At 68.5% G+C, this 25,142-nt stretch carries 17 protein-coding genes and 1 pseudogene; 10 read left to right on the forward strand and 8 right to left on the reverse strand.

The genetic code is table 11. The features are described 5' to 3' along the window. Nucleotides 1-137 precede the first annotated feature (137 nt). Nucleotides 138-856 (forward strand): annotated as a pseudogene (locus tag EDD92_RS14765) (ABC transporter ATP-binding protein). A gap of 12 nt (nt 857-868) precedes the next feature. Here the strand turns inward: EDD92_RS14765 and EDD92_RS14770 are convergent. Both EDD92_RS14770 and EDD92_RS14775 read right to left on the reverse strand, forming a co-directional pair. Further along, entirely contained in the window at nt 869-1,849 is a 981-nt protein-coding gene (locus EDD92_RS14770; RefSeq protein ID WP_123964740.1) for an aldo/keto reductase, read from the reverse strand. A gap of 211 nt (nt 1,850-2,060) precedes the next feature. Continuing rightward, nucleotides 2,061-2,387, reverse strand: coding sequence for a nuclear transport factor 2 family protein (locus EDD92_RS14775; RefSeq protein WP_123964741.1), 327 nt, complete (start codon nt 2,385-2,387; stop codon nt 2,061-2,063). A 153-nt stretch (nt 2,388-2,540) separates the two neighbouring features. Between EDD92_RS14775 and EDD92_RS14780 the strand changes: the two genes are divergently transcribed. The 3 genes from EDD92_RS14780 to EDD92_RS14790 all read left to right on the forward strand — a co-directional run bounded on the left by EDD92_RS14780 (nt 2,541) and on the right by EDD92_RS14790 (nt 5,247). After that, complete coding sequence (locus EDD92_RS14780) at nt 2,541-3,107, forward strand: DoxX family membrane protein (protein ID WP_030932241.1); 567 nt, start codon at nt 2,541-2,543, stop codon at nt 3,105-3,107. Nucleotides 3,108-3,131: 24 nt separating this feature from the next. Beyond that, nucleotides 3,132-3,500 (forward strand): MazG-like family protein, encoded by a 369-nt coding sequence (locus EDD92_RS14785; RefSeq protein ID WP_123964742.1) that lies wholly within the window; start codon nt 3,132-3,134, stop codon nt 3,498-3,500. Between the two features lie 124 nt (nt 3,501-3,624). Then, a complete protein-coding gene (locus tag EDD92_RS14790; protein ID WP_123964743.1) occupies nt 3,625-5,247 on the forward strand; it encodes an AMP-binding protein in 1,623 nt (540 codons plus the stop codon). 16 nt (nt 5,248-5,263) lie between these two features. Here the strand turns inward: EDD92_RS14790 and EDD92_RS14795 are convergent, their stop codons facing one another. Beyond that, on the reverse strand, nt 5,264-5,668 hold the full coding sequence (locus EDD92_RS14795) for a DUF2867 domain-containing protein (protein ID WP_123964745.1): 405 nt from the start codon (nt 5,666-5,668) through the stop codon (nt 5,264-5,266). 44 nt (nt 5,669-5,712) lie between these two features. Here EDD92_RS14795 and EDD92_RS14800 point away from each other — a divergent pair, with 44 nt between their 5' ends. The 4 genes from EDD92_RS14800 (at nt 5,713) to EDD92_RS14815 (ending at nt 11,365) form a co-directional block, all read left to right on the forward strand. Next, complete coding sequence (locus tag EDD92_RS14800) at nt 5,713-6,303, forward strand: TetR/AcrR family transcriptional regulator (RefSeq protein WP_123964746.1); 591 nt, start codon at nt 5,713-5,715, stop codon at nt 6,301-6,303. 124 nt (nt 6,304-6,427) lie between these two features. After that, nucleotides 6,428-7,873: a DUF234 domain-containing protein gene (locus EDD92_RS14805; RefSeq protein WP_123964748.1), complete on the forward strand. Its 1,446-nt coding sequence runs from the start codon at nt 6,428-6,430 to the stop codon at nt 7,871-7,873. Nucleotides 7,874-8,099: 226 nt separating this feature from the next. Beyond that, nucleotides 8,100-9,155 (forward strand): effector-associated domain 2-containing protein, encoded by a 1,056-nt coding sequence (locus EDD92_RS14810; RefSeq protein WP_185124017.1) that lies wholly within the window; start codon nt 8,100-8,102, stop codon nt 9,153-9,155. A gap of 338 nt (nt 9,156-9,493) precedes the next feature. After that, a complete protein-coding gene (locus EDD92_RS14815; RefSeq protein ID WP_185124018.1) occupies nt 9,494-11,365 on the forward strand; it encodes an HEXXH motif domain-containing protein in 1,872 nt (623 codons plus the stop codon). A 51-nt stretch (nt 11,366-11,416) separates the two neighbouring features. On the opposite strand, the gene fxsT is transcribed toward EDD92_RS14815, so the two are convergent. The 4 genes from fxsT to EDD92_RS14835 form a co-directional block, all read right to left on the reverse strand. Further along, entirely contained in the window at nt 11,417-15,265 is a 3,849-nt protein-coding gene (gene fxsT / locus EDD92_RS14820) for an FxSxx-COOH system tetratricopeptide repeat protein (protein WP_185124019.1), read from the reverse strand. Nucleotides 15,266-15,522: 257 nt separating this feature from the next. Beyond that, entirely contained in the window at nt 15,523-17,034 is a 1,512-nt protein-coding gene (locus EDD92_RS14825) for an effector-associated domain 2-containing protein (protein WP_123964753.1), read from the reverse strand. Between the two features lie 78 nt (nt 17,035-17,112). Next, a complete protein-coding gene (locus tag EDD92_RS14830; protein ID WP_123964754.1) occupies nt 17,113-17,421 on the reverse strand; it encodes a trypco2 family protein in 309 nt (102 codons plus the stop codon). 432 nt (nt 17,422-17,853) lie between these two features. Continuing rightward, nucleotides 17,854-18,867, reverse strand: a complete 1,014-nt coding sequence (locus EDD92_RS14835; protein WP_123970395.1) for a substrate-binding domain-containing protein — start codon at nt 18,865-18,867, stop codon at nt 17,854-17,856. 733 nt (nt 18,868-19,600) lie between these two features. On the opposite strand from EDD92_RS14835, the gene EDD92_RS14840 reads away from it, so the two are divergent. Then, on the forward strand, nt 19,601-21,058 hold the full coding sequence (locus EDD92_RS14840) for an arabinofuranosidase catalytic domain-containing protein (protein WP_260326533.1): 1,458 nt from the start codon (nt 19,601-19,603) through the stop codon (nt 21,056-21,058). Nucleotides 21,059-21,354: 296 nt separating this feature from the next. Here the strand turns inward: EDD92_RS14840 and EDD92_RS14845 are convergent, their stop codons facing one another. Beyond that, on the reverse strand, nt 21,355-22,389 hold the full coding sequence (locus EDD92_RS14845) for a sulfotransferase (RefSeq protein ID WP_123964755.1): 1,035 nt from the start codon (nt 22,387-22,389) through the stop codon (nt 21,355-21,357). Between the two features lie 560 nt (nt 22,390-22,949). On the opposite strand from EDD92_RS14845, the gene EDD92_RS14850 reads away from it, so the two are divergent. Beyond that, a complete protein-coding gene (locus tag EDD92_RS14850; RefSeq protein WP_260326534.1) occupies nt 22,950-24,890 on the forward strand; it encodes a DUF2075 domain-containing protein in 1,941 nt (646 codons plus the stop codon). Nucleotides 24,891-25,142: the final 252 nt, after the last annotated feature.

Consider the following 25,142-nt stretch of genomic DNA (forward strand, 5'->3'; position numbering starts at 1 on the left):
GAGCTGCGGCGTCGCCTCCGTACATCCCCCCGGGAGACGGCGCCCCACCCCCCTGCTTCATCTGCTTCGTCTGCTTCTTCTGCTTCATCTGCTTCTTCTGCTTCTTCTGCTTCTTCTGCTTCTTCTACGGAGATCCCATGTACAGACTCACAGGCGTCACCAAGCGCTACACGCGGGGCAAGGAGACGGTGGAGGCGCTGCGCGGCATCGACCTCGCCATCGAGGACGGCGACCAGCTAGTCATCCAGGGCCCCACCGGCGGCGGCAAGTCCACGCTGCTGCAGATGATCGGCGGCCTGGACCGCCCAACCGAGGGCAGTGTCGAGCTGGACGGCGTCGACCTCGCGCGGATCAGCGAGGCGAAGCTGACCCGGGTGCGCGCCGAAAAGATCGGCATCATCTTCCAGTCGTTCAACCTCATCCCGACGCTGACCGCCCAGGAGAACGTCGAGACGGCCCTGGTCCCGCTCGGCGTCAAGCCCGCCGAGCGGCGCCGGCGCGCGTCCGAGGCCCTGAACTCGGTGGGCCTGGGCGAGCGCCTCACCCACGCCCCCTCCGAGCTGTCCGGCGGCCAGCAGCTGGGGGTCCCCCCAGGCCCTTAAGGCACTGGGGGAGCGTCGCCATCGCCCGCGCGCTGGTCAAGAGGCCGAAGGTGCTGCTCGCCGACGAACCCACCGGCAACCTCGACGAGGGCACCCGCGACGACATCATGGCCCTGCTGGAGGGCCTGTGGCGCGAGCACGGCCTGACCTTCGTCATGGTCACCCACGACTCGTCCATCGCCCGCCGCGCCCCACGCGTGGCGACCATCAAGGCGGGGCAGCTGACGCTGACGGAACAGGGCGTGCGCTCCTGACGAGGCTGCCGCTCACCGTCCGAGAATCCGGTCGACCTCGGCCAGCTGCCGGTCGGTGAGCGGCCCCTTCTCGATCGCGCCGGCGTTCTGCTCGGCCTGCACGACCGAACGGAAGCCGGGGATCGGGACGGTGCGCGGACTGCGCGCCCACAGCCAGGCGAGGGCGCCCTGGGCCAGGGTACGGCCGCCGCTGGTGAGGATCTCCCGGAGCGCGTCGATACGGGCGACCCAGTCGGAGTCGGCTCCGGAGCCCTCGCTGAAGCCCTCGAGCCAGGCCGGCGGCTTGCTGCGGATGTCGCCCGCCTCCAGGGCACCTTGACGCCTCCCTGCCAGCAATCCCATGGCCAGCGGGCTGCGGTTGATGCTCGCGAGCCCCGACTTCTCGCACAGCGCGAACATTTCGGGCGCGTCCTGCAGCACGTTGGCCGCATGCTGCACGGCCGCGCAGTGCTCCCCCTCGGCGAACACGGCGGCGCGGGCCGGGTCGTCGGTGCTCCAGGCGTAGGCGCGGATCAGCCCCTCCCGTACGAACTCCTCGCACAGGTCCCGGAGTTCAGCGGCCCGCTCGGGGTCGGCATCGGATATGTGCAGCTGGTAGAGGTCGACGTAGTCGGTCTCCAGCCGCTTCAGCGACGCGGTCAGCGCGCGGCGGGCGTGCGCCGGGGAGTCGTCGCGACCGGTGAGTGTGCGGGTCTCCTCGTCGAAGACGTTGCCCCACTTGGTGGCGACGACGACATCGGCACGGCGCCTGCCGAGTGCGCGTCCGAGGATCCGCTCGCTGTGCCCGGCGCCGTAGGTGTCCGCGGTGTCGAAGAAGGTCACGCCGAGCTCCAGGGCGCGCCGGATCGCCCGTACGGACTCGTCGTCGTCGACCTTGCCCCAGCCGAGCGGCTGCCCCTCCGTGTTCTGCCACTCGCCTCCGATGGCCCAGCAGCCGAAACCGAGAGCGCTTACTCGGATGCCGCTGCGACCGAGGGTCCTGTTCGTCTCCATGACCGAGAACGGTAGGAGTTGGAGCGCGCACGAAGGCAAGGGGTTGTACGCGTGCTTTCGCCGGGCTGGTCTCGGTGCGACATACGCCGGGCTGGTCTCGGTGCGACATACGCCTGGCCGGTCTCGGTGCGACTTACGCCTGGCCGGTCTCGGAGCGACTTACGCCTGGCCGGTCTCGGAGCGACTCAAGCCTGGCCGGTCTCGGAGCGACTCAAGCCTGGCCGGTCTCGAAGCGGGAGATCCTGCCGTCGTCCTCGATGGTGAAGTTCCAGCGGGTGCGCATCTCGCCCCAGGCGTCGTTGCGGTAGTGGGCGAGGAGGGCGCGGCCGCCCTGGGACTCGTTGTCGACGTCCAGGTGACCGTTGGAGGAGAAGATCTCCCGGTCGATCCACTCGTTGAGGTCCCGGTCGGAGCCGTCGTCCGCCATGGTCGCGTCCTCCGTGAGGAGGGCCAGGAAGGCGTCCCGGTCGTGGGCGTTGACGGCGGTGACGAACGCACGGACGGCCGGGTCGCTGAGTTTGGCTGGCTGAATCGTCATGGCAGCAGAGTCACACCGCCCGCCGGGACCCGCCACCCGAACGGCTGCGCGGACGGGTCCGGGAGGTGTGAGGAGTGGGACGGTGGACACGCGGAGGGGAGTGTTCCTGTTGTCCGGCCCCATTGCTGGGGGTTCTCTGTCCCGGGAGAAATCATGAGCTCTTACGACCGGCGTGATCTGGGCCTGCTGCTGCTCCGGCTGGGTGCCGGCGGTGTACTGGCGGCGCACGGCGCGCAGAAGCTGTTCGGCTGGTTCGGCGGACACGGCATCGAGGGGACCGGCCAGTTCATGGAGTCGGTCGGCTACGCGCCCGGCAAGGCGAGCGCGACGGCGGCGGGTCTCGCGGAGGCCGGCGGCGGCACGCTGCTGGCGCTGGGCCTGGCGACCCCGGCGGCGGGTGCGGCGGCGGCCGGCGCGATGGCCGGGGCATCCGCGGTGCACGCCCCGAACGGCTTCTTCAACGCGGAGGGCGGCTACGAGTACGCGGCGACCCTCGCCCTGGCTGCCACCGGCCTCGCGGTCGCCGGACCCGGCCGTCTCTCCCTCGACCACGCGCTCGGCCATGTCTTCGACCGCGGCTGGATGGTCCCGACGGCACTCGGCGTGACGGCGGCGGCCACCGCGCTGGTCGTGGGGGCGCGGAACAAGAGGCTGCAGGACAAGAAGCCGGACGAGCAGGAGGCCCTGTTCGCGGAGGAGGAGGCGCTGTTCAGGGAGTGAGCGGGGATGGGCAGACTGGCATGCATGACTGATCAGCCCCTCCTCCCCGAGCCCCCGGCCTCACCCGCCCCCTCCTCCGACCTCTGGGCGGCCGTCGAAGACCTGTGGACCTGGCTCGACGCGAACCGTCCGCACGGCGGCCAGGAGGGCCTGCTTCTGCGCATGCTCAAGCTGTCGGAGGAGGTCGGCGAGGTGGCGCAGGCGGTGATCGGCGCGACCGGCCAGAACCCGCGCAAGGGGATCACCCACACCTGGGAGGACGTCCAGGGCGAGCTCTGCGATGTCGTCATCACCGCTCTGGTGGCTCTGCGCACGCTGACGCCGGACACCCGGGAGGTGTTCACCCGGCATCTGGCGAAGGTCACCGAACGCTCCCTCGGGCCGTCCGCGTAGCGCAAGGGCGCAACTCGGCCGCCTGGCAAGGGGATTGGGCGCGCGGGCTGGCGTACCGCGGCTCCCGGTCCGGATACTGACGCCGTATCCGACGCGCACGGCAGACAGCATTCCGGGGGCTGACATGGTGGCAACGTCGTACTGGGCGGGCGAGTCCGGCGAGGAACTCCTGGACGAGACCGTCGGATCACTGCTGCGCCGCGCCGCCCGACTGGCACCGGAGACGGTCGCCCTGGTCGAGGGTGTGCCGGACCCCGCCGAGCGCCGCCGGTGGACGTACGCCGAGCTGCTCGACGAGTCCGAGCGCGCGGCGCGGGCCCTGCTCGGCCGCTTCTCGCCGGGCGAGCGCGTGGCGGTGTGGGCGAACAACATCCCGGAGTGGGTGATCCTCGAACTCGCCGCGGCCCTCTCGGACATCACCCTCGTCACGGTCAACCCGGCCCTGCGGGAGGCGGAGTTGCGCCACGTGCTCGGCCACTCCCGAGCGGCCGGCGTCTTCCACCTCCGCGAGTACCGCGGCAACCCGATGGCCCGCACGCTGGCCGACATCCGCGCCGACCTGCCCCATCTCCACACCAGCGTGCTGTTCGAGGACTGGGCGGAGTTCTGCGCCGAGGGCTCCCCCGACCGGGAGCTGCCCGAGGTCGACGCGTCGGCACCGGCCCAGATCCAGTACACCTCGGGCACGACCGGCATCCCGAAGGGCGTGGTCCTGCACCATCGCGGCATCACCAACAACGCCCGGCTGGCCTACGTCCGCACCTTCGGGCTGCGGCCCGGCGAGGCGGCGCTCAACCCGATGCCGCTGTTCCACACGGCGGGCTGTGTACTGGCCACGCTGGCCTCGATCATCAGCCTCGGCACCCATGTCCTGCCCCCGCACTTCGACCCGGGCCTGATGCTCGAACTCACCGAGTCCGAAAGCTGCGTGGCGCTCGGAGGCGTACCGACGATGCTCATCGCCATGCTCGAACACCCGGCGCTCCCCGGCACCGACCTGTCATCCCTCCGGTACATGCTGTCCGGCGGCGCCTCGGTCCCGCCCGAACTGGTCCGCCGCGTCGAGCAGACCTTCGGCGTGCCGATGGCCATCATCTACGCCCAGACGGAGGCATCCCCGGGCATCACCATCACCCGCCTCGACGACACCCCGGACGACCGGGCCCACACGGTCGGCAGGCCCCTCGCCCTGACCGAGGTGAAGATCGTGGACGCGGCGGGCGCCATCGTGCCGACCGGGGTCACCGGCGAACTCTGCACCCGCGGCTACCACGTCATGACCGGCTACCTCGACGCCCCGGACGCGACCGCCGCCGCCGTCGACATCGACGGCTGGCTCCACACCGGTGACCTCGCCTCGATGGACGAGCGCGGCTACTGCCGTATCGACGGCCGCCTGAAGGACATGATCATCCGCGGTGGCGAGAACATCTACCCGCGCGAGATCGAACAGGTCCTGGCCGAACATCCCGCAGTCGCCGAGGCCGCGGTCGTGGGCGTCCCCGACCCGGTCTGGGGCGAACGGGTCGCGGCCTTCATCCGACTCAACCCGGACCACAAGGTGGGCGAGACGGTGGGTGAGACTGCGATCGAGAAGGAACTCTTCGACCACGTCCGCGCCCACCTGGCCCCGCACAAGACGCCTCGCACCTGGGTGTTCGTCGACGGCTTCCCACTGACCGGCTCAGGCAAGATCCGCAAGAACACGCTCCGGGAGGAGTACGTGGCGGGCCGACTGCCGAAGTGATGTTCTGCGCTGCTGCCTAGGTAACGCCGTTCCCGGCTGCGAGGGAAAGCCGGCGATGGGTGCGGACCATCATGAGGCGCGCCATGAAGGGATGCACCCTCTTCACCACACCCCAATACAGCCTGGACCGCCAAGCGTTGGTCTTCACAGAACTGCACAGGACGACGCACTCGGCATCGACGACGATGGACGCCCAGGCATCCAGTCCGCCCGCGCTGACGTCCATGAGCACCTCACCGTCCTCCCGCGCGACGACCGGAAAGGCGTCGCGCAGGATGCCCGTCCAGGCAGCCGGGTCACGCGGCATCCCGGGCCGCAACTGCATGGCGTACGCGTCCTGATAATCGGGCCGTTCCAAGGCTGCCCTGATCAGCCGAGCACCTTCGGGAAACCCCACCGCCACGGGCCTGTCCTTGCGCATCGCGCACCTCCATACGCTGGCGTATGGAAACCATACGGTAGCGTATGGGGATGGCACAACGGCAGCAGCCCAGGAAACCCAGGCTCACCGCCCGCGACTGGGCGGACGCCGCCCTCACCGCCGTCCGGGAGGGCGGCGGCCTCGCAGCCGTCGCGGTCGAACCGCTCGCCACCCGCCTCGGCACCACAAAGGGCAGCTTCTACTGGCACTTCACCAACCGCGAGGCCCTGATCGGGGCGGCACTCGCCCGCTGGGTCGAGTCGAACACGGACGAGATCATCGCGGCGGTGGAGACGGAGCCGGATCCGGAGCAACGCCTGCGCGCCCTGTTCCAGCGGGTCACCAAGCCGGGCGCGGCCGATCCGCTTGAGCTCTCACTCCTGGCCAGCACGGACCACCCACAGGTCGCGGCCGCACTGCGGCAGGTCACGGAGCGCCGGATCGACTACCTGACGGGGCTCTTCACCGAGCTGGGTTTTGGGGCGGAGGAGGCGCGAGAGCGGGGCTTGATGGCGTACAGCTTCTATCTGGGGCACAGCCAGCTGGGGCATGCGGTGCCGGCCGTGCTGCCGTCGGCGGAGGAGTTTCCGGGGTATCTGGGGGCGGCGGTGGGGACGCTGCTGCGGCGCGTCTAGGGCTGCGCGACTGGCCCGCGTATCGCCCGTCACGCAAAGTCGCAGGAGCATTACTCAAATTCTCCATACTATGGTTCACTTGAGTATGTTCAATGCGAGCAACCTCGGCATCAGGAGTTGAGCCATGCCCGGCTTCATTGGCCGCACATCCGAACTGGCCACCCTGGAGCGCCACCTGTCGTGGGTGCGTGACGGCCGGGGCGACCAGCGCGGCAGGGCCCTGCTGCTCCGCGGTCGGCGCCGGGTGGGGAAGTCGCGTCTCGTGGACCTCTTCTGCGAACGCGCACAGGTGCCATACGTCGTCCACCAGGCCACCCGAGGCGAGGACGCGCACCGGGAACGGGCCCGCTTCCTCACTGAGGTCCGGCACTCCTCATTGCAGGACACCGCCCTCCTCGCCGGCGTCACCACGGTCGCCGACTGGGACACCGCCCTGCGCCAGCTCGCCGCGGTGCTCCCGGACGGCGCCCCCAGCATCGTCGTCCTGGACGAGCTGCCGTGGATGCTCGAAGGCGACCCGGTGCTGGAGGGCACCCTGCAGACCGTGTGGGACCGGGTGCTGAGCCGCAAACCCGTACTGCTGGTCCTCATCGGCAGTGACCTGGCGATGATGGAGCAGCTCTCCGCCTACGGCCGCCCCTTCCATCAGCGCGGGGTCGAGATGGTTCTGCCGCCCCTCTCCCCTGCCGAGGTCAAGGCGATGACCGGGCTCCCGGCCGCGGATGCCTTCGACGCACACCTGATCACCGGCGGCCTTCCGCTCATCTGCCAGGAATGGCAGGACGGCGAAAACCGCGCCGATTTCCTCTCCCGGACGCTCGCCGACCCCACCTCCCCCCTCCTCGTCTCCGGCGAGCGCATCCTGGCCGCCGAGTTCCCCACCGCGCTACAGGCAAGACATGTGCTGTCCGTGATCGGAAGCGGCGAGCGGACCTTCGGGGCGATCGCCGCGAACGCCGGGGCCGCCGACCGGCCGCTCCCGCCCGGTTCGCTCAACCCGGCCCTGCGCACCCTTGCTGACAAGCGACTCGTCGCCGTCGACACCCCGCTGTCGGCCCGACCGGGCGACCGGGACCGCCGCTACCGCATCGCCGATCCCTATCTCCGTTTCTGGCTCGCCTTCCTGGAACAGGGCATCCCGGAGATCGAGCGCGGCCGCAGCCGGATCGTGGTCGACGCGGTCGAACGCGGATGGACCTCGTGGCGCGGGCGGGCGATCGAACCCGTCGTGCGGGAGTCGCTGGCCCGACTGCTGCCCGACGACATGTGGCCGCAGGTGCGGGAGGTCGGCGGCTGGTGGCCCCGCACGAACAATCCCGAGGTGGACCTGGTGGGCGCGGACCGCTCCCCCGCACGCCAGATCGACTTCGTCGGCTCCATCAAATGGCACGAGCGCGCCCCCTTCGACCACCGCGCCCTGACAGCCCTGGCCCGAGACGCCCTGGCCGTCCCGGGCGCCGACGAGGACACGCCGCTGGTCGCGGTGTCCCGCTCCGGATTCGCGGTCGATGGCCTGGCGGCGACATACGGACCCGAGCGCCTGATCGAGGCCTGGGATCCGGCGGCGTGAGCTTCACCGCCGGGGGTGGCGGGCTGCATCTGCGTTCGCACTTCTGCAGCGGCAGGCGAGTCGGGCTGCACGCCGGGGACAGGTGCGTGGACTGTAGGAACGGGGCCTTTGCACACATGCGCGAGAAGAGCACTGTGCCCCCTGAAGCCCGTCGCCATTACACAGCCACGCCCTGGGGTAGATGCCCGGGATGAGCGAAGGGCAGCGGGGGGTTCCAGGATTGGAGATGGCCCGAGTCGCGGAGGTGCTGGTAGGTGGCCCACCTGGCGCGCCGGGACGCCGGGGCTCCGGCTACCGCGTCGGTGACCGGCACGTCCTGACCGCCGGTCACCTGCTCGAGCCGCCCTTGTCCACAATCGGGGTCCGTTTCGATGCGGATCGCCCCGGCGAGTGGAGCACCGCCGCCCGCGTGGTCCTGCGCTCCCTTCGCGCCGACCTCTCCCTGCTGGAATTGGCCGATCTCCCGCCCGTTGCCCCGCCCATCCCCCATCTGCCCCGTTACGCAGTGGTCCCGGAGATGGAAGGCAGCCTGCCAGTAACCGCTGTCGGCTTTCCCCGCTTCAAGCTGCGCGAGCAAGCGGGATCCGGCCTCGTCGAGGTGGGCTCACCCGTCCGGTTCCGGGACTCCTGCCACGTGGAAGGCACGGTGTCCGTCCTCTCCAACCGGCGGGAGGGAACCTTCGAGGTGGCCGTTCCGCCTCCGGCCGATGCAGTCGGGCCGCAACGCTCGCCCTGGGAAGGCATGTCCGGCGCCGCTCTCTGGTCCGACGGCGCCATCATCGGCCTGATCACCGCACACCACCGTTCCGACGGCCTCGGCCGGCTCGCGGCGGTTCGGGTGCAGTATTGGTACGAGGTACTGGACCCTCCCGAACTCGAACTGCTCCAGACCCACGCCGGCCTCCCGGCCCGGCCCGTACCGATCGGCTCCCGCCCTATCGCGGAAATGTCGCCACCACCCTCCCCACGCTTCGCTTCGCTACCGTCCACTCTGACGATGAGCGAACTGAAAGACCTGGTGGACGCCTTGACGGCCCTGCCCTCGCTGCGCAGACCGAACGGCCTCGACACGATCCTGGAAAGCGTCGACCTCCGGGTGGCCGCCCATCGCCCCCGCGACGACCGGCTGCGATTCGACGTGTACGGCGTGCTGCGCACCTGCCTGCGCTATCCCGGCGCCCTCGAAAGGTTCATGGAAGTACTGCGCATCTGGGAGGAGGACTCGGAGGAGCTACGAGCCGTCGACCGCGTTGCGGCCGAACTGGTCAGGCGCCACACATGACTTGATATGGCGACTAGGCCCGCCGCGCAGGGTTTCGGGCCACGTCCGCCTGGGTCATCATGAGGGGGACGGAACAGTCGGACGAGCGTACAGGGGGAGGGGACTTGGCAGCCATGGAACGGGCGACGCCGGCCCTTGAGTCCGCACTCATGGACCTCTCAGGAGTATCACTCGAGGCGTTGCGTTCTCTGGACGGCCCAGCCCTGGCCGAGACACTCGAACGGCTGCTGAGCGAAGTCGATGATCCTCACGCGATCACAGTGGCGGGCGTCAATCAGACCCACGGAGTCACCGGGTAGTAGGGCGACAAACGTGTGGGGAGAATGCCAGTGCGCTCGATGAGCAGCACGCCGGACGACCGCTCCGCTTGGCACACCATCTCGGCGAAGGGCCTGGACGGACTCCTCCAGGGCAGAGGCGACGGTGCAGTGATCGACGAGCTGCTCGGCGCGGAACACAGTCGCCGATTATTGCTGCTGCGGGCCCTCTACGATCGGAGTGTCGGCCTCTCTTCCGGTTCCGACGACTCACCTCTGTCTCTCAGCGATGCCTGGGAGTTGCTTGAGCGCGTGCAGGCCCAGTCGCCAGAGGTCGTCGAGGCTGTCCTGATGGCACCCGGCACGGGCACCTGGCTGTCATGTTCACTACGAATCCTGCAGAAGACTCTGGACAGCGAAGTCCCGGCCTGGGCGACGCTGGGGCACTTGGCTTCTCTCGCCGCCGCTTCGGCCGCCGCAGCCCGTATCGAGTTCACGTTGACGGTTCCGGTGAATCAAGGAACGGTCTCTCTGCCCAGCCTGGGGTACGCGGTTCTTCCGACGGACGAGGACTGGACCACCGCGCGTGTCACCGGAGACCAGCAGAGCATCCGGATCACGGGAAGCGGCGGCGAGGTCGTTGTCTGCTCCGACCGGGCGCGGCCAATGCCGGGGTGGCAGCCCACGCGTCGCGTGATGCTGGGGCAGGGCGCCGCCGCCCGGCCCGTCGCCCTTGAGGAACACGACCCCTACCGCAGCTTCTCCGGCCCCAGCGCCCCGCGAGCCCTCTCGGAGTCCGAGGCGCAGGCCTGGCGCTCCTCACTCACCGAGGCGTGGAACATACTGCGGCGCGACGACCCGGCGTTTGTGGATGCGCTGAGCCGAGGGCTGATCTCCATCACTCCCCTACCCGCAGGAGAAAGGTTTCGGCCGTACAGCAGCTCTTCCGCGGAAGCAGTTGGCGGAATCAATATTTCCCTGTCCGACCAGGGTCCCGAGCTGGCCGCGACCCTGGTGCACGAATTCCAGCACGTCAAGCTCGGTGCCCTGACTCACTTGGCACCGCTGGTACGACACCCCGAGGAATCAGAGGACCGGCCAGAGCTGTTCCGTGCGCCGTGGCGCGACGACCCTAGACCGCTGGAGGGACTGCTCCACGGCATCTATGCCTTCTGGGGAGTGACCCGCTTCTGGCAAGTCCACCGGCGGACCGCCGAAGGAGCGCATGCGCCGTTGGCCCACTTCGAGTTCGCCCTGTGGCGGGACGAGGTGTGGTCGGCGCTCAACGGCGTTCGACGCCATGAACGGCTGACGTCCTTGGGGCGCAGGCTCCTGGAGTCCCTGGCGCAGAGCTGCGCCGGGTGGCTCGGTGACGAGGTCCCCGCCGTCGAACTGCGGCTGGCCCGTGAAGCGGCGGCCAGTCACCGTGCACGGTGGCAGGAGCATCATCTGAGGCCGTCACCCGAGGCGGTGGTCCGTGCAGTGCGCGCGTGGCGACGGCGCGAGGGGTGCCCCCCGCTCCCTCGGACCGGGGCGGCGTCGGTGGCACCGGACGGCGCAGCCCACTTCCTCGACACCGCGGCGGTCCTGGCAAGGCATCGTCTCGTCGCCCCGGACGGCTCCTGGCCGGACCCGGGCGGCACAGCGGCAGGGGTGCGGGGAGCCGGGCCTGTCGACATCCTCCTGGCCCACGGGGACCGGGCTGCCGCCAGGCGAGAATTGGCGGATCAGTTCCTGTGCGGAGATCCTCCGGTGGGCTCATGGGCCGCGCTGGGCCGGGCTCTGGCGGACAGCCCCGAACAGCAGGCCGCCAGCCGATTCCTGCTTCGCTCACCTGAGTGGGCCCGCGCGGTCCGGGACACGCTGCTGGCCGAGTACGGAGAGTGCCCCGATCCGGTGGTCCTGGCCACGTGGCTGGCAGACGCGGGCAGGCCGCCGGGACTACACGACTGAGGGGCTGCACGCACGTCATCGCGCAGCCCCTTCGGCCCCGGACGCAGCTTCCTACAACGGCATGGGGTCGATGTCGCAGTTCGCACGCTCGCCGTCCTCGAAAGCCACCGTCGCAGGGTGCGGTGTCGTTGCGCCCGGCTCGTCGCGCTGCGTGTCGAGTACCCGGCGCATGCGTTCCCGGGTGTCGTTCCGAAGCGCCGTACCCTCGTCATCGAGCCCCATGGACGCCAGATCCATCGCGAGGTTTCCGGCGCAGGCCAGGGTGGTCGGGTGGTCGGGGCCGAACGTCTCCTGGCACCGGCGCAGCGTGTCACGCCCCTGGGCGACTGCCGCCTCATGCTCGCCGAGCGCTGCCAGGTCACTGGCCAGGTTCACCGCGGCCACCAGGGTGAAGGGGTGATCGACGCCAAGACTGTCGGTCAGTCCGGTGAGGGCCCCGTCGTCCAGCCGCCGGGCCTCCCCCGGATTTCCCAGCAGCCGTTCGGACACCGCGAGACCGACGTCCGCGGACAACGCGTAAGGGTGCTGCGGGTGGAAGACCTTGCGGTAACCCCTGCAGGCCTGGGCTCCGCGCGCCCTCGCCGCCTCGAGGTCGCCGTTCTGGCGAAGCGCGATGGCGAGGGGCAGAGCGCTGGCCAAGGACTGCGGGTGGGTGTCTCCGTAACGTCGAGTGAAGGCTTCGTGCGACTGGATCGCCAGTTCCATCGCGCGGTGGTGCAGGCCTGCCTTCCGGCACGCGATTCCCAGTTCGCGTTCGGTACCGATGGTGGCGGGGTTGTCGTTCCCGAAGACGTCTCGGAAGGCCTCCAACGCGGCTTCCTGCAACCGGAGCGCACCGACGTAGTCCCCGGACTCGCGCACGTCGATGGCGATCGAATTCTCTGTGATGAGACTGCGCTGGTCGTCGCGTCCGAACAGACGCAGCTTCAGATGCCAGGTCTTCCGGTCGAGTTCGAGGGCCTCCCGGAAGGCGCCGGTGAGGCGGAGACTGACGCCCAGGTTGTGGGCCATGTTGAGGCTTGCCGGGTCGTCATCGCCGAAGGCCCGGTGAGCCCGTTCGTAGACCAGGCGGTCCAGTTCGGCACCGTCCGGGAAGCGGCCTTGTACACGTCGTACCGCGGCTTCCATCTGGGTCGCGTCCAGTGCCTCCTCGCTGTCCGGCAAAGAGATGCGCTCGTGTACACCCCTGATGCGCTCGACCAGGCTGGAAGCGTCGCTGTACCGGCCGACCATCAAATAGATGAAGACCAGCCACCGGCCCATGAGGAGCGTCTGTACGTCCTCCTCGCCGAAGGTGTCCACCCAGGCGTCCCAGGCGTTCTCAGTGAAGTCCAGGGAGACTTCGTGATCACCCCAGTAGTAGAGGTATTTGGCGATATTCATCACCAGTTGGCGCACCCAGGGCTGGTCGGAGGTGACGGCGTTGGACGCGATGACATGGGTGTAGAGCTCCGCATAGCGAGGCCAGCTCTCAGGATCCGTGGGCGTCCTCGGGTCGGCGGACGCCATCAGGGCGTGGGCGCCTTCGCGCATGCGGCTCTGCTCCTCTGGGCTCATGCGGTTGATCAGCACATGCTGGACCAACCGGTGCATCTCGATGGAATTCGTGCGGTGATCGATTCGGGCGAGAGAGTAGCGGTTGATCTCCCGTATCGCGCGCGCGAGCTTCATCGGGTCGTTCAGAGCCGCATCCAGCTCCGGGAAGATCGCGTTGTTTCCCGGGCCGGAGAGGATTTGCCTTGAGATGGGGTCGGGGGCGAAGTACGAGCAGAGCTGCAGCAGCCGCAGCGCGGCGGGGCTGCGGGTCTCCAGGTGGTCGAGGGAGACGTTCCAGGCGGCGGCCACCGGCAGTTGGTAGTCCGGCGGCGGTGCCGTCTCCAGGAGCTCGTTCTGTTTGCTCTCGAAGAGCCGGAGGTATTCGGACGCCGGCATGCCGGTCTCCGCCCGCCAGGCGGCTGCCTGCACCAAGGCCAGCGGGAGGTCACCCAGTGCCTCGGCCAGCGCCTCCGCCTCGGCATCCGCAAGACCGGGCCCTGATCCGCGAAGCAGTTCCTTGCTCTCCTCGCGAGTGAACACGTCCACCTCGAGGGAGCCGCCCACCAGACCCCAGCGACGGTTTCGCGAGGTGACCAGAATCGTGCCCGTGCCACCGGTCGGAAAATAGGGTCGCACTTGTTCAGGGCTGTCCGCATTATCGAAAATCAGCAGCCACCTGGCGTACGGACGCCCCTCGCGCAGTGCCTCCCGGACCGCCGGACCCGCCACGTTGGCCTCGGTCGTGGTGACCAGCCCCAGCCTCCTGGCCAGCTCCACCAGAGACTGACCGATCTGCCCCGGTCGCTCCGAGGGGATCCACCACACGATGTCGTACTCCGACTGATGCCGGTAGGCGTACTCGATCGCCAGCTGCGTCTTCCCCACGCCACCCATCCCATGGATGGCCTCGGGCAGAACCGTGGTCGTGCCCTCCTGCAGCCGCTGCCCGAGCAGGTCGAGCAGCTCCGTGCGGCCTGTGAAGTTCTGATTGCGCGGCGGCAGGTTCCCCCAGACGCGCGGTTGTACGGTGCGCTCTCCCTCCAAGGCGCGTTGGGGCGTGGTGGACATCGGCGGGGCTCCTTCGGTGACGCCGGAGGTAGTGGACGGTGCTAAGGCGGCCCCGGTGGGCGGGACCTTCGCAAGTGGTACCGCATACCGCTGATCGTGCCATTTCAGGGCATTCCGCAACAATCGGGCACGCTGAAGGTGTGACCCGGACAAGGCGTTCAGCGCCATCAGCTCCACGCGGAGGAACGGCGCGCTCTTTCGAGTCACCCGCGGCTTCGACGCCGCGGTCAACGGTTCCGCGGGGGGCGGCAGAAGGGACGCGGTCAGCGGAGCCGAGGCCAGCACCTCGCGGACTTCGCGCAACGTACGGATGGTGGCACTCCTGCGGCCCTGCGCGAGGAGTTGCGCACGAACATCGGGAAGAAAGTCGTACGCCACCGCATCGGGGGTATCGGCATGCACACCGGTCGGACGGACCAGTCCACTCATGAAGAACTCGGAGGCGTGGACCGGCTCCGCGCCGGGAGTCGACCGGATCAGCCTGCGGACGATCGGCAGGCTCAGCGGTGCTGCAGCCAGGCGAGTACCGAGATGGAAGGCGGTAGGGGAAGCCGCCGCGCGAAACTCGAAGACACGGTCGGCGGCGGACGGTGGTCCCTGAGTTCCGGAATACTCGGCCGCCCAGGGAAAGGCCCGCGCCGCGTCCGCCCGGCCCTTCCATTCATTGGCCGGCGTCGCCGGCAGGTCCAGCGGGTTCCCGTCTGCTCCGGTCAGTATGTCGGACAGCACGTGCGCGCCGTGGTGTGTGAGGGACAGGACAGGGACCGCGATCGGGTTACTGTCGGCCTCCGCGAGATCGTCCTGACCTGTCAAGTCCACGCTCACCCCGCGTAACGCCGCGGAGACCTCCTGCTCGTGGCAGTCCCACTCGGCGTTGGCAGCCCAGGCGCGGCGGGTGCGGATCCGCACGGGCAACACATCGAGTCCCGTTCGGAACCAGATGTGAGGCGGCAGAAGGTTGAGCACAGCGACCGGCCAGGACTGCCCCCAGAACCGCAGAAGTGGCTGCACCGCACCGAGATGCCAGCCGGCTGCCAGGCCGTCCGTGACCACGAGGACCACCCGGCGTGTTCCGTCCGTCGGCGGTTCCAAGGAACGCTCCACGCGCACCCGGGTCGGCATCGTCTCGTCCGTGCCCAGCAGATCCGTCTTGCGAACGGCGGTGAAACTCCGGGCCAGGGTTTGGGCGAGACTGTCCGTCACCTCGGCCCACACGCGCATGCTCACGTGGGAGTCGACGACGAGGACGGCTTCCCTGGGTGCCGCGTCACTCTCGAAGCCCCAGTCGCTCCACATACGCGTTGGGTCGGCTCCGGACCGTAAGGGGCGGAGCCGGGCGTGGTCACTGGCCATGGTCACTCTCACGGCATCGTTGCTGTCGCGGCGGAGACGGGGACAGGTGGCCTCCAGTTCCAGCTCTGGTACCAGTTGCGACAACAACCCCGTGCGGGGGCCAGCCTACCCACAGTCCCTGCGGGTGGCTGCATGTGCCGGTCGACCCACCTGACATGGCAGATTGCGCTCCCTTCTGTCCCCCGTCCGCGGTCAAGGTCTTATCCAGCACTGTCAGAATCGCCCCCCGAAGGCGAGGGGCCGGGCATGCGTTCCGGATCGTCCAGGAGAAGGGCCAGATGGCGGCCCACATGTGTGTGCCACTCCTCCGGTCCCATGGCCAGCGCCTCGTGCCGCCATCGTCGAGTGCGCTCCAGAACGCCGGCCAGCCCGCGTTCCTGAACGATGTCGGCAGCCGCCTCACGAAAGGCAGTGCCGGATCCGTTGCGGTCCCAGAGGATGGCCGGGATACCCGCCCGCAGGGCCGCCACGAACTCCTGGCGGGCGTCGGGGGAATCACCGCCCGGCGGTGCGCTCAGCACGAGGCAGACGATCTGCTGGTCGCTCTTGAGTTCCCGTTCGAGTTGGAAGGCGGACTGATTCGGCAGACTCCAGTGCGAGCGGCTCTCCGCGGGCCTGTCCTTGAGGTGCCGCCAGCGGTTGTTCCAGCGCCGGTGCCAGGCCGCTTTGCGCAGGCGCTCGAAACTTCGGACAACGATGGTGTAATCCATGACCAGCGGCGTGGGTACGGCGGCGTCGGACTCCTTGTGCCACCACTCCACGGGCTCTCCCAACAGTGACCAAGGAAGGATGAACTCGATCACGACGGGCTGACGCAGGTCCCACCAGCGTTCCTCGGCCTGTTCTATGAGACGGTCCACCGCGACCTGGAGTTCGTCCCGGCGCAACTTGAGCGTCTCGCCAGGTATGGGGTGCCAACCGTCGGAATCGGACTGTCGCCAGTGAGCCACCCAGAAACTGTCCGGTTCTACGCCGTCCGGTTCGAACTGGATCAGCAGATAGGCCGGATGCACCGAGACTTCGCCGGGCGAGGCGAACTCACCCTGCTGCCAGACCGCCATCTCCTCGCTGAGCCCTCGGAGTTGAGCCTGCTTGCGATTCCAGCGGCGCAGATGCTCCGCCTCCTCGGCACGCCCTTCCTTCACCAGGTACTCGGAGATGAGGGAGAGGAACGCCATGGACGGAGGCAGTTCCTCGGCCGCCGTGTTATTGCCGGCCAGGCGCAGGAAGACCTCCCAACCCGTATCGCACCACTCCTCCAGCTCCTGCGTGCGCGAGTGGCTGGCCCGACGGGCAAGCGTGGCCAAAAGCGCCGTGGATCGGATCTCACGGAGCACATGCCGCAGCAGATGCAGGTCCTGGTCCTTGAAGAAGGCGGTCGCCTCCCACTCGTCGACGAGCCGCCAGAGCGCCAGCACGCTCACCGACCCCTGCTCCGCATAGCCAAGACAGCGGGCGAGCGTCTGAAGCCCCTCGTCGACCTCGGCGCAGGCTTTCACCAGGCGCCGCGCCCACAAATTGAGGGGCTGATCCTGGCGCGGGTCCACCGACAGTCGCAGTTCCGCGGACAAGTCCTGCACCAGCATCTCCGCACCGGTCTGCCGCCGTACTGTCTCCGTCGCCGCCAGCAATCCGGACATTTCAGCCAAAAGTTCGTTGCGAACGCGTGCGGCGCTGCGCCCCTCCACCTCGTGACCCCCCTCGACCATCATCGAGTTCGTCCGCGTCCGGTCCGGACAGCGTACGGCTAGCTTTCCCGCTGCGTCAGCGGCGCGAACAAGGCGGAATTGTCAACGCTCGCCGTCGACTTCGCTGTCCGAGACCAGAACGCGCCGATGGGTGCCGTCGGGTGCCACCAGTGTGGGCTGAAGCGTGACCGTGATGCGATGGATCCGGGAGGAATGGGCAGATACGTCACCGCGCCCCTCGACCACCCAGAAGTTCACCTTGCCGCCGGCACCGCCGGTCCGGTCGACCGTCACGGCCGCTTCGATCTCCACCGGACCAAGCTGGAAGCGGAGAGGGCCGGATCCTGCCTCGGCCAGCACATGGTTGAGCTGTTCCCGTAACTCGCGGACCATATCGGCCAGTTGGATCACGCCACCTCCCCGAACGAATCACTGAGCTGTGATGCTACCGATGAACCCGGATGCCATGGACCACTCTTCATCGCGCGAGGTATCTGGTTGCCGTGAGGGGCGAAGGGCGATCCTGCGGGATGCGCATGGGGTAGGCCACCATGATCACCTTGCGCCCGTGGCCGGCCACCGTCGCGCAGGCAGACGGCGATGCGTGAATAACTGACGGTGAGCCAGAAAAGATGCCCAACTCCCCGGACCGGTAGCCGAGTTGAATCTGGTCGTGGCCGACGGACTTCGTGGATGGTGGCTTGGCTCCGCTACGTCCCCTGCGACGGACGCATGGCGATCGGGGTGTGGACGACGCGGTGCGTGGACGCCGCGGCGTGTGATCACTGCCGGAATTGCGGGCGGTCACGCTGACCGGTAGCGGCCCATTTCAGACTCTCTCTTTCAGAGGCGGGCACGGGGGCGCGTCGCCGAGGTTCGCACCACGAGCGTGGGCGGGATGACGATGTGAGGGGTCTTGTCGGCCGCCGGGAGCCCTGCCTCGGGGGCGCCGACGATCTCGATCAGCGCGCCCACGGCACGTCGGCCGAGTTCGTCGAAATCCTGGTGGACGCTGGTCAGCGAGGGGCCGAAGTACTCGGTCTCCGGCATGTTGTCGAATCCGACGACGCTGATGTCCTCGGGCACTCTGTGCCCCGCCTGCTGCAGGGCCCGCAGCAGGCCGAGGGCCATGTGGTCGTTGGCGCAGAACACCGCCGTGACCTCGGGGTCGGCGGCGATCCGCTGACCGAGCTCGTACCCGGTGCGAGCCGTCCAGTCCGCGCCGGCCAGCGGTTCCGTCACCGGAACGCCCCGTTTCCCCAGGGCCCTGCGCCATCCGGCCTCGCGCTCCTGCGCGTCGAGCCAGGAACGCGGCCCGACCAGGTGGTGCACCGTGCGATGGCCGAGGTCGAGCAGGTAGTTGGTGGCGAGTTCGGCACCCGCTTCGTTGTCCACGGCGACCGATGCCAGTTCGGTGTGGGTGCCGCAGCCGACCGCGACCAGGGGCACGTCCGGCGGTACGTTCGCCAGTGCCCCGACCGCGGTGGTCTGCGGCGCGATCACGATGATGCCCTCCACGCCCTGGCCCCGAAGCCGGTCGACGGCGTCCAGTACCGAACGCCGGTCGAGAGCGCCGACAGCGGCCACGGTGACGAAGTACTCGTACTGTCTGGCCGCCTGTTCGATGCCGTAGAGCATGCAAGCCGGGCCGTACAGCGTGGTGTTGAAGCTGATCACACCCAGGGTGCGGGTGCGGCGGGTTGCCAGGGTGCGGGCGGCGGCGTTGGGGCGGTAGCCGAGTTCGCGGACCGCGGCGAGCACCCGGTCCCGGGTGGTGGGCCGCACGTTCGGGTGGTCGTGAAGGACCCGCGAGACGGTCTGGTGCGAGACGCCCGCGAGCCGGGCCACGTCCGCCATCACCGGTGCGCGTTCCGTGTCCACGATCCACCTCCTTCGTCGCCGCCATTGTTTCCGATCGGGTGCTCCTCCGAGTGTGGGTCGACTTGCTGCGGAGGAATTGTTAACGCACACAATCTGGCAGGGTCAAGGCTTTCGAAGGGTCCGCTCTGGGCACACCAACGGACCCACCAGAGACTCAAGAGCCCCGCGACCAGCGGATTCAGCCTCTGGAAGATCACCACCGGGCCAAGAAGGCAGGACCGAGCGGATGGAGTCCACACTTGCAGTTTCCCATTTCTTGACTGTTCAAGAGAGTTGACCGGGTGTTCATCCCGGCGTAAAAAGACGGAGTCGCGAGACCGGGCGATCACCCCCGCCGCCCGAGAACGCCACGTGCGCAACGCCCCGGTGGAGACCGAACCACCTTTCTGACCTGCGCTATCACGCCTGGCGACACGCTTGAGCAAAGCAGCACGCACTCCTACCGCCCTCCCCTCCCCCCTCATCTCCATAGAGCTCGGATGAGTGACGGCATCCGACAGCCTCGATTGTTAGCGCACACAAATCCCTGCCGAGTGAGTGGCGAAGTCGCGTTCAGCGCCGACGCCGCGGCCCCCGGCGGCCCCACCTACTCCCCCCTGCTCCCTGCGCACCTGCTCCCTGCACACGTGGCGCCGGGCCGGCGAAGAACGCGAGACGGAAGAGGTTCACAGTGATAGTCAGGCATCTGACAGGTCTCAGGCTGAGGGTGGTGGGTGCGGTTCTCGCACTCGTCGCCGGCATCCTGGCCGCGACCATCGGCACCGCGGGCACGGCCCAGGCCGCCTCGTCCCTCCCGTGTGACGTCTACGCCGCCGCGGGCACGCCCTGTGTCGCCGCGCACAGCACCACCCGGGCGCTGCTCGCCTCGTACAGCGGAGCGCTCTACCAGGTCAAGCGCCTCTCCGACAACGCCACGACGAACATCGGGACGCTCACCGCCGGCGGCTACGCCAACGCCTCGGCCCAGGACTCCTTCTGCTCCGGCACCGAGTGCATCATCACCGAGATCTTCGACCAGAGCGGCAAGGGCAACCACCTCACGATCGAGGGCCCGGGCGGCAACGGTGGGCAGGACGTCGGTGCCATCGCCAACGCCCTGCCCGTCACGGCCGGCGGGCACAAGGTCTACGGCGTCTCCGTCCAGGCCGGCGTCGGCTACCGCGACAACAGCACCAACGGCGTCGCCACCGGTAGCCAGCCGGAGGGCACCTACATGGTCACCAGCGGCCACCACGTCGACGGCAACTGCTGCTTCGACTACGGCAACGCCGAAACGAGCGGCAACGACACCGGCAACGGTCACATGGACGCCGTCAATTTCGGCACCGAGTGCTGGTTCTCGCCCTGCTCCGGCTCAGGCCCCTGGGTCATGGCCGACCTGGAGAACGGCCTGTTCGCCGGCGGCAACGGCACCAACAGCAACAACACCGGCAACTCCAACGCTTTCGTCACGGCACTGCTGAAGAACAACGGCACGAGCACCTACGCCATCAAGGACGGCAACGCCCAGTCGGGCTCCCTCAAAACCGACTACAACGGCAGCCTGCCGACCACCGGCGGCTACATCCCGATGTCCAAGGAGGGCGCCATCGTCCTGGGCACCGGTGGTGACGACAGCAACTGGTCCGACGGCTCGTTCTTCGAGGGCGTCATGACCGCGGGCTACCCGACCGACGCGGCCGACAACGCCGTGCAGTCCAACATCGTCTCGGTCGGCTACACCCAGGCCGCCCAGACCTTCCCGGTCACCGGCACCGCCTACCGGCTGACCAACACCAACAGCGGCAAGGTGCTGGACGCCCAGAACTGCGGGACGGCGAACGGCACGGCGGTGCAGCTGTGGTCCTCCCTGGGCAACACCTGCCAGCAGTGGAAGTTCGCCAGTGCGGGCAACGGCCACTACACCATCACCAACGTCAACAGCGGCAAGGTCCTGGACGACAAGAACTGCGGAATCAACAACGGCACCGCGACGCAGCTCTGGTCGTCGCTGGGCAACACCTGCCAGCAGTGGGACGTCACCCCGGCCGGCAGCCACTACACGATCAGCAACGTCAACAGCGGCATGACGCTGGACGTGACCAACTGCGGCACCGCGAACGGCACGCTCGTCCGCCAGTGGGCCCAGCTGGACAACGCCTGCCAGCAGTGGGACATCGCCCCCTGACCCGACGACCCATTCGCCGATGGTCCGCCAACCTCACCGACGGCGGGCCATCGGCCTGTACTGGAGCGCGACCGATTGGCCTGTCCCGGACCGCGACCGATCGGCCTGTCCCGGAGCGCGATCGACGGACGGGCCTCCCAACTGCCTGAGCTGCTCCCTCCACAGCCAGCCCGGAGCTCACTGATCCGCGATCGGGAAACGCGCCGCGCAACGCGCCCTGCCCGTCCGCTCGTCGCGGGCGGGCAGGGCACCGTAGAGCTCGGGCAGGCGCCGTAGGGCTTGCGAGCCATGCCCGGTCAGCGCCCCGGCTCCCCCTTCAGGACACGGGTGCCTGGTGCGCAGCTGTCGCTCAGCTCGTGGAAATCGGCCGTCGGCAGCCTTCGGGCAGAACCGCGGCGACTGTGGTCGAGCAGTTCGGATGCGGTGAGCAGCCACTCGGGCAGGGGCGCGACGCCGATGAAGTCGGCCAGGCGGGTCAGCTCTTCGTCCGTATGGTCGAGGAGGTTCTCGTAGGAGAGCGTGCTGCGCTGGTCGGCGGGCAACCCGCCGAGGAACCGTGTGCCTTCGGTGACGAGTTCCGACCACAGGGTGCCGAACGTCCTCAGAGGGATGTCCCGGTCGCGTACGAGCGCGGGATCGAAACGCTCGTCGAGCAGCGGAGCCAGATCCGCGGGCAAGGCGCGCACGTGCTCGGGAGTCAGGTCGGCGAAACTGTCGACGCGAGCCCGCGCCTTGATCTCGCGCAGCAACGAGATCGTGCGGTATCCGGGATGGCGGCTCATGGACAGGGCACAGTCAGGGCCGTCCCGGAACATGTGCACGAACCTGGCGTACGGGAACGCGGCCCGCAGCCCTGGCGCCCACCCGGTCGAGTAGCCGGACCGCTCCACGACGGCGGTCCGCCCGAACCGCGCGCACAGCAGGTCGAACAGTGCCCGATGGTGCTCGGCCGCGGCGCGTTCGGGCCACTGGACCACGGCCGCGCCGAGTTCGTCGAGAAGCCCGTCCGGGTCGTCCGTGAGATGAGGCAGCACCATGAGGGAGAGCGCGGGGATACCCGTGGTCTCGGCCGTGTACCTCCCCGGGCGCCGGGTGTAGAGGAACTCCGGCAACGGCAGCCCACTGCGGATCATCCGCTCGAAGTGCGGGGCGGGCTGGAAGAGCGTCTGCCAGAACTCCCGGCCGGTCAGCTTGCCTTCCGGGAAGGCGGCGTCGCCCACCGAGGCCATGAACTCGTTGAGGCTCAGCACGTCAGGGTGGGCGTTGAGGATGCGTGACAGCGCGGTCGAACCGCTGCGTCCGGTGCCGATGACGAAGGTCAAGGAACGCATGGCCGCCTTCTGCATTGTCCACCGATCGTCTGTGAGGCCGTTCACTGTACGTGCGGTCCAACTCTGCCCGAACGAACGGGCTTTGTACCCCCGAGCAGGCCGGCCACCGCCACCCTTTCCACGTGTTGGCCCACAACAAGAGCCTGAGCAAGCCCTTGTCCCTCCATGGCGCCGGCCCACAACACCCGGCCGGTCGAGCACGCCGTAATACCTGAAGAGTCGGGGCCGATGCCTCCGGCTGCTTGTCACACCTTCCTCGTGCACACGCACAGCTCAAGCCCCGGCCGCCTCCCGTCAGAGCCTGAGCGGGTTCGGTCTGTTCTTCCTGTTCGTCGCTGAGATTGCGGTTCTGCGGCACCCGCTCCCGCACGCATGCCAAGCGCGCGGGCAGTGTCCACCCGGCTGACGGGACACCCTCCCCCTCACCATGCAGTCGCACCTGGCCGAGCCAATCCCTGCCCATCCCCTCCTCGTGATCCACACGCTGACCTAGGATGGCGATCACCATCTCAGCGGCCCGACGGGCTTCCTGATCCGCCTTCTGGCGGACACCGGAGGACATGCCCCCACCCGCACGAGTCTTCTTCGTGCTGCCTGGGGGCGTTTTCTTGCTGTTCCGTGAGTCCGCGGCGTCCGTGGCCGCCCGCATCCTCGAAGGGTCGCTGGCGCTGCATCTGACCGAGAACTTCCGCCGCCAGCACGGCCGCAGGCCCGCGCCGGCGGAGATACGGTCCTGGGAACGCAGCCTGCCCGCGCTCACCAACGCCCTCATCGAAGCCGGGCTCGACGACGTCGAAGTCCTCGTCGAATACAGCCTGCCCCTGACCAGCAAGCGTGCCGACGCCGTGCTGGCCGGCGTGCACCCGACCACCGGCGAACCGTCGTACGTCGTCGTGGAACTCAAGCAGTGGAGCGCGGCCTACCCGGAGGAGGACGAGCCGCTGCTGTGCCGTATCGACTCCTACGCGCAGCCAGTGCTGAACCCGATCGAGCAGGTACGGGGCTACTGCGAATACCTCCTGGCCTTCAACGGGACGTTGGAGCGGATGCCCAAGTCCCTCGCCGGTGTGGCGTTCCTCCACAACGCGACCGAGTTCGGGATCGCGGGACTGCGCGCCGTCAAGGAGGACCAGCGCGGCCGGATGTACACGGGTGAACAGCGCGGTGCCTTCCTCGACTTCTTGCGCTCGCGGCTCGCCGCCAAGCCCGGCGCGCATGCGGCGGACGCATTGCTCGACGCCAAGGTACGACCGTCGAAGCAGCTGATGGCCGTCGCGGCGGCCGAGATCCGCGACCGCGAACAGTTCGTGCTCGTCGCCGAACAGCGGGTCGCCTACGAGCAAGTGATGTCCGCAGTACGCAAGGCGAAGCGCTCCAACCACAAGCAGGTCATCGTGGTGACCGGCGGCCCCGGCTCCGGCAAGAGTGTGATCGCGATGTCGCTGCTGGGCGAGCTGTACCGACGCGGGGTGCCCACTCTTCACGCGACCGGATCGCAGTCGTTCACCAAGACGATGCGAAAGGTCGCGGGCAACCGAAAGCGCGAAGTCCAGCAGCTGTTCAAGTACTTCAACAGCTTCATGGACGCCGAGCCGAACGACCTCGACGTACTGATCTGCGACGAGGCCCACCGACTGCGCAAGACCTCTGCCAACCGCTACACGAAGGCGGAACTGCGCACCGGCCGCCCCCAGGTGGCGGAACTGATCGACGCGGCCCGGGTACCGGTGTTCCTCCTGGACCAGCACCAGGTCGTACGGCCTGGCGAGATGGGAACCAAGGAGGAAATCCAACGGGCCGCCGCAGCACAGGGCTTGGGCACGACGGTAGTGGACCTGGACGGCCAATTCCGTTGCGGCGGCAGCGAGGCATACGAGAAGTGGGTCATCGACCTGCTGGGCCTCGACGGCGGCATACCGCACCACTGGGAGCCGGACGGCAAGTTCAAGCTCCTGACCGCCGAAACACCCCAAGAACTGGAGGACTTCCTCACGGCCCGCCGCGAAGAAGGCTACGGCGCCCGCATGTCGGCCGGCTACTGCTGGAAGTGGACCACAAAGATCACCCCCGCCATGACGACACTCCCTACCGACGTCATCATCGGCAACTGGGCCCGCCCCTGGAACGTCTACGGCGACAGATCCGTACTCGGCGCCCCACCCGCCCCTCTCTGGGCCACCGACCCGGCCGGCTTCACCCAGGTCGGCTGCGTCTACACCGCCCAGGGATTCGAGTACGACTGGTCTGGAGTGATCATCGGGCCTGACCTGGTGTGGCGGACGAACCGCTGGGTGGTGAACCGATCGGCTTCGAAGGACCCGTCCTTCACCAAGGCGACCTCCGCCGAGGACATCGACCGGCTCATCCGCAACACGTACAAGGTTCTGTTGACGCGTGGCATGGTCGGCACGATCGTCTATTCGACGGATCCGGAGACGCGCGAGAAGCTGCGGTCCCTGGTCCATCCGACGTCTGGGGTCGAGGCACTGGCGCTCGCATAGGTCCGCTGGACAGCAGAAGGCGAAGCGTTTCCGGAAGCACACCCGTGCGCACAGGAGAAAGCCCCCTGCCTGAGGATTCCCGTTGAGGCCAGGGGCTTGCAGTGCCTCACAAGGATGATCCCGGCAGATTCAGCCTGCACACACGGCTCCGGTGCCGTGACCGCGTCCCGTGCCGGGCGGCGAACAGGCGCGGTGGTCCAACTCTGGTGCGCCCAGCTGACGCGTGGCATACGGAATCGCCACGGACTGCTC

It is taken from the genome of Streptomyces sp. TLI_185 (assembly GCF_003814765.1).
Taxonomy (GTDB): domain Bacteria; phylum Actinomycetota; class Actinomycetes; order Streptomycetales; family Streptomycetaceae; genus Streptomyces.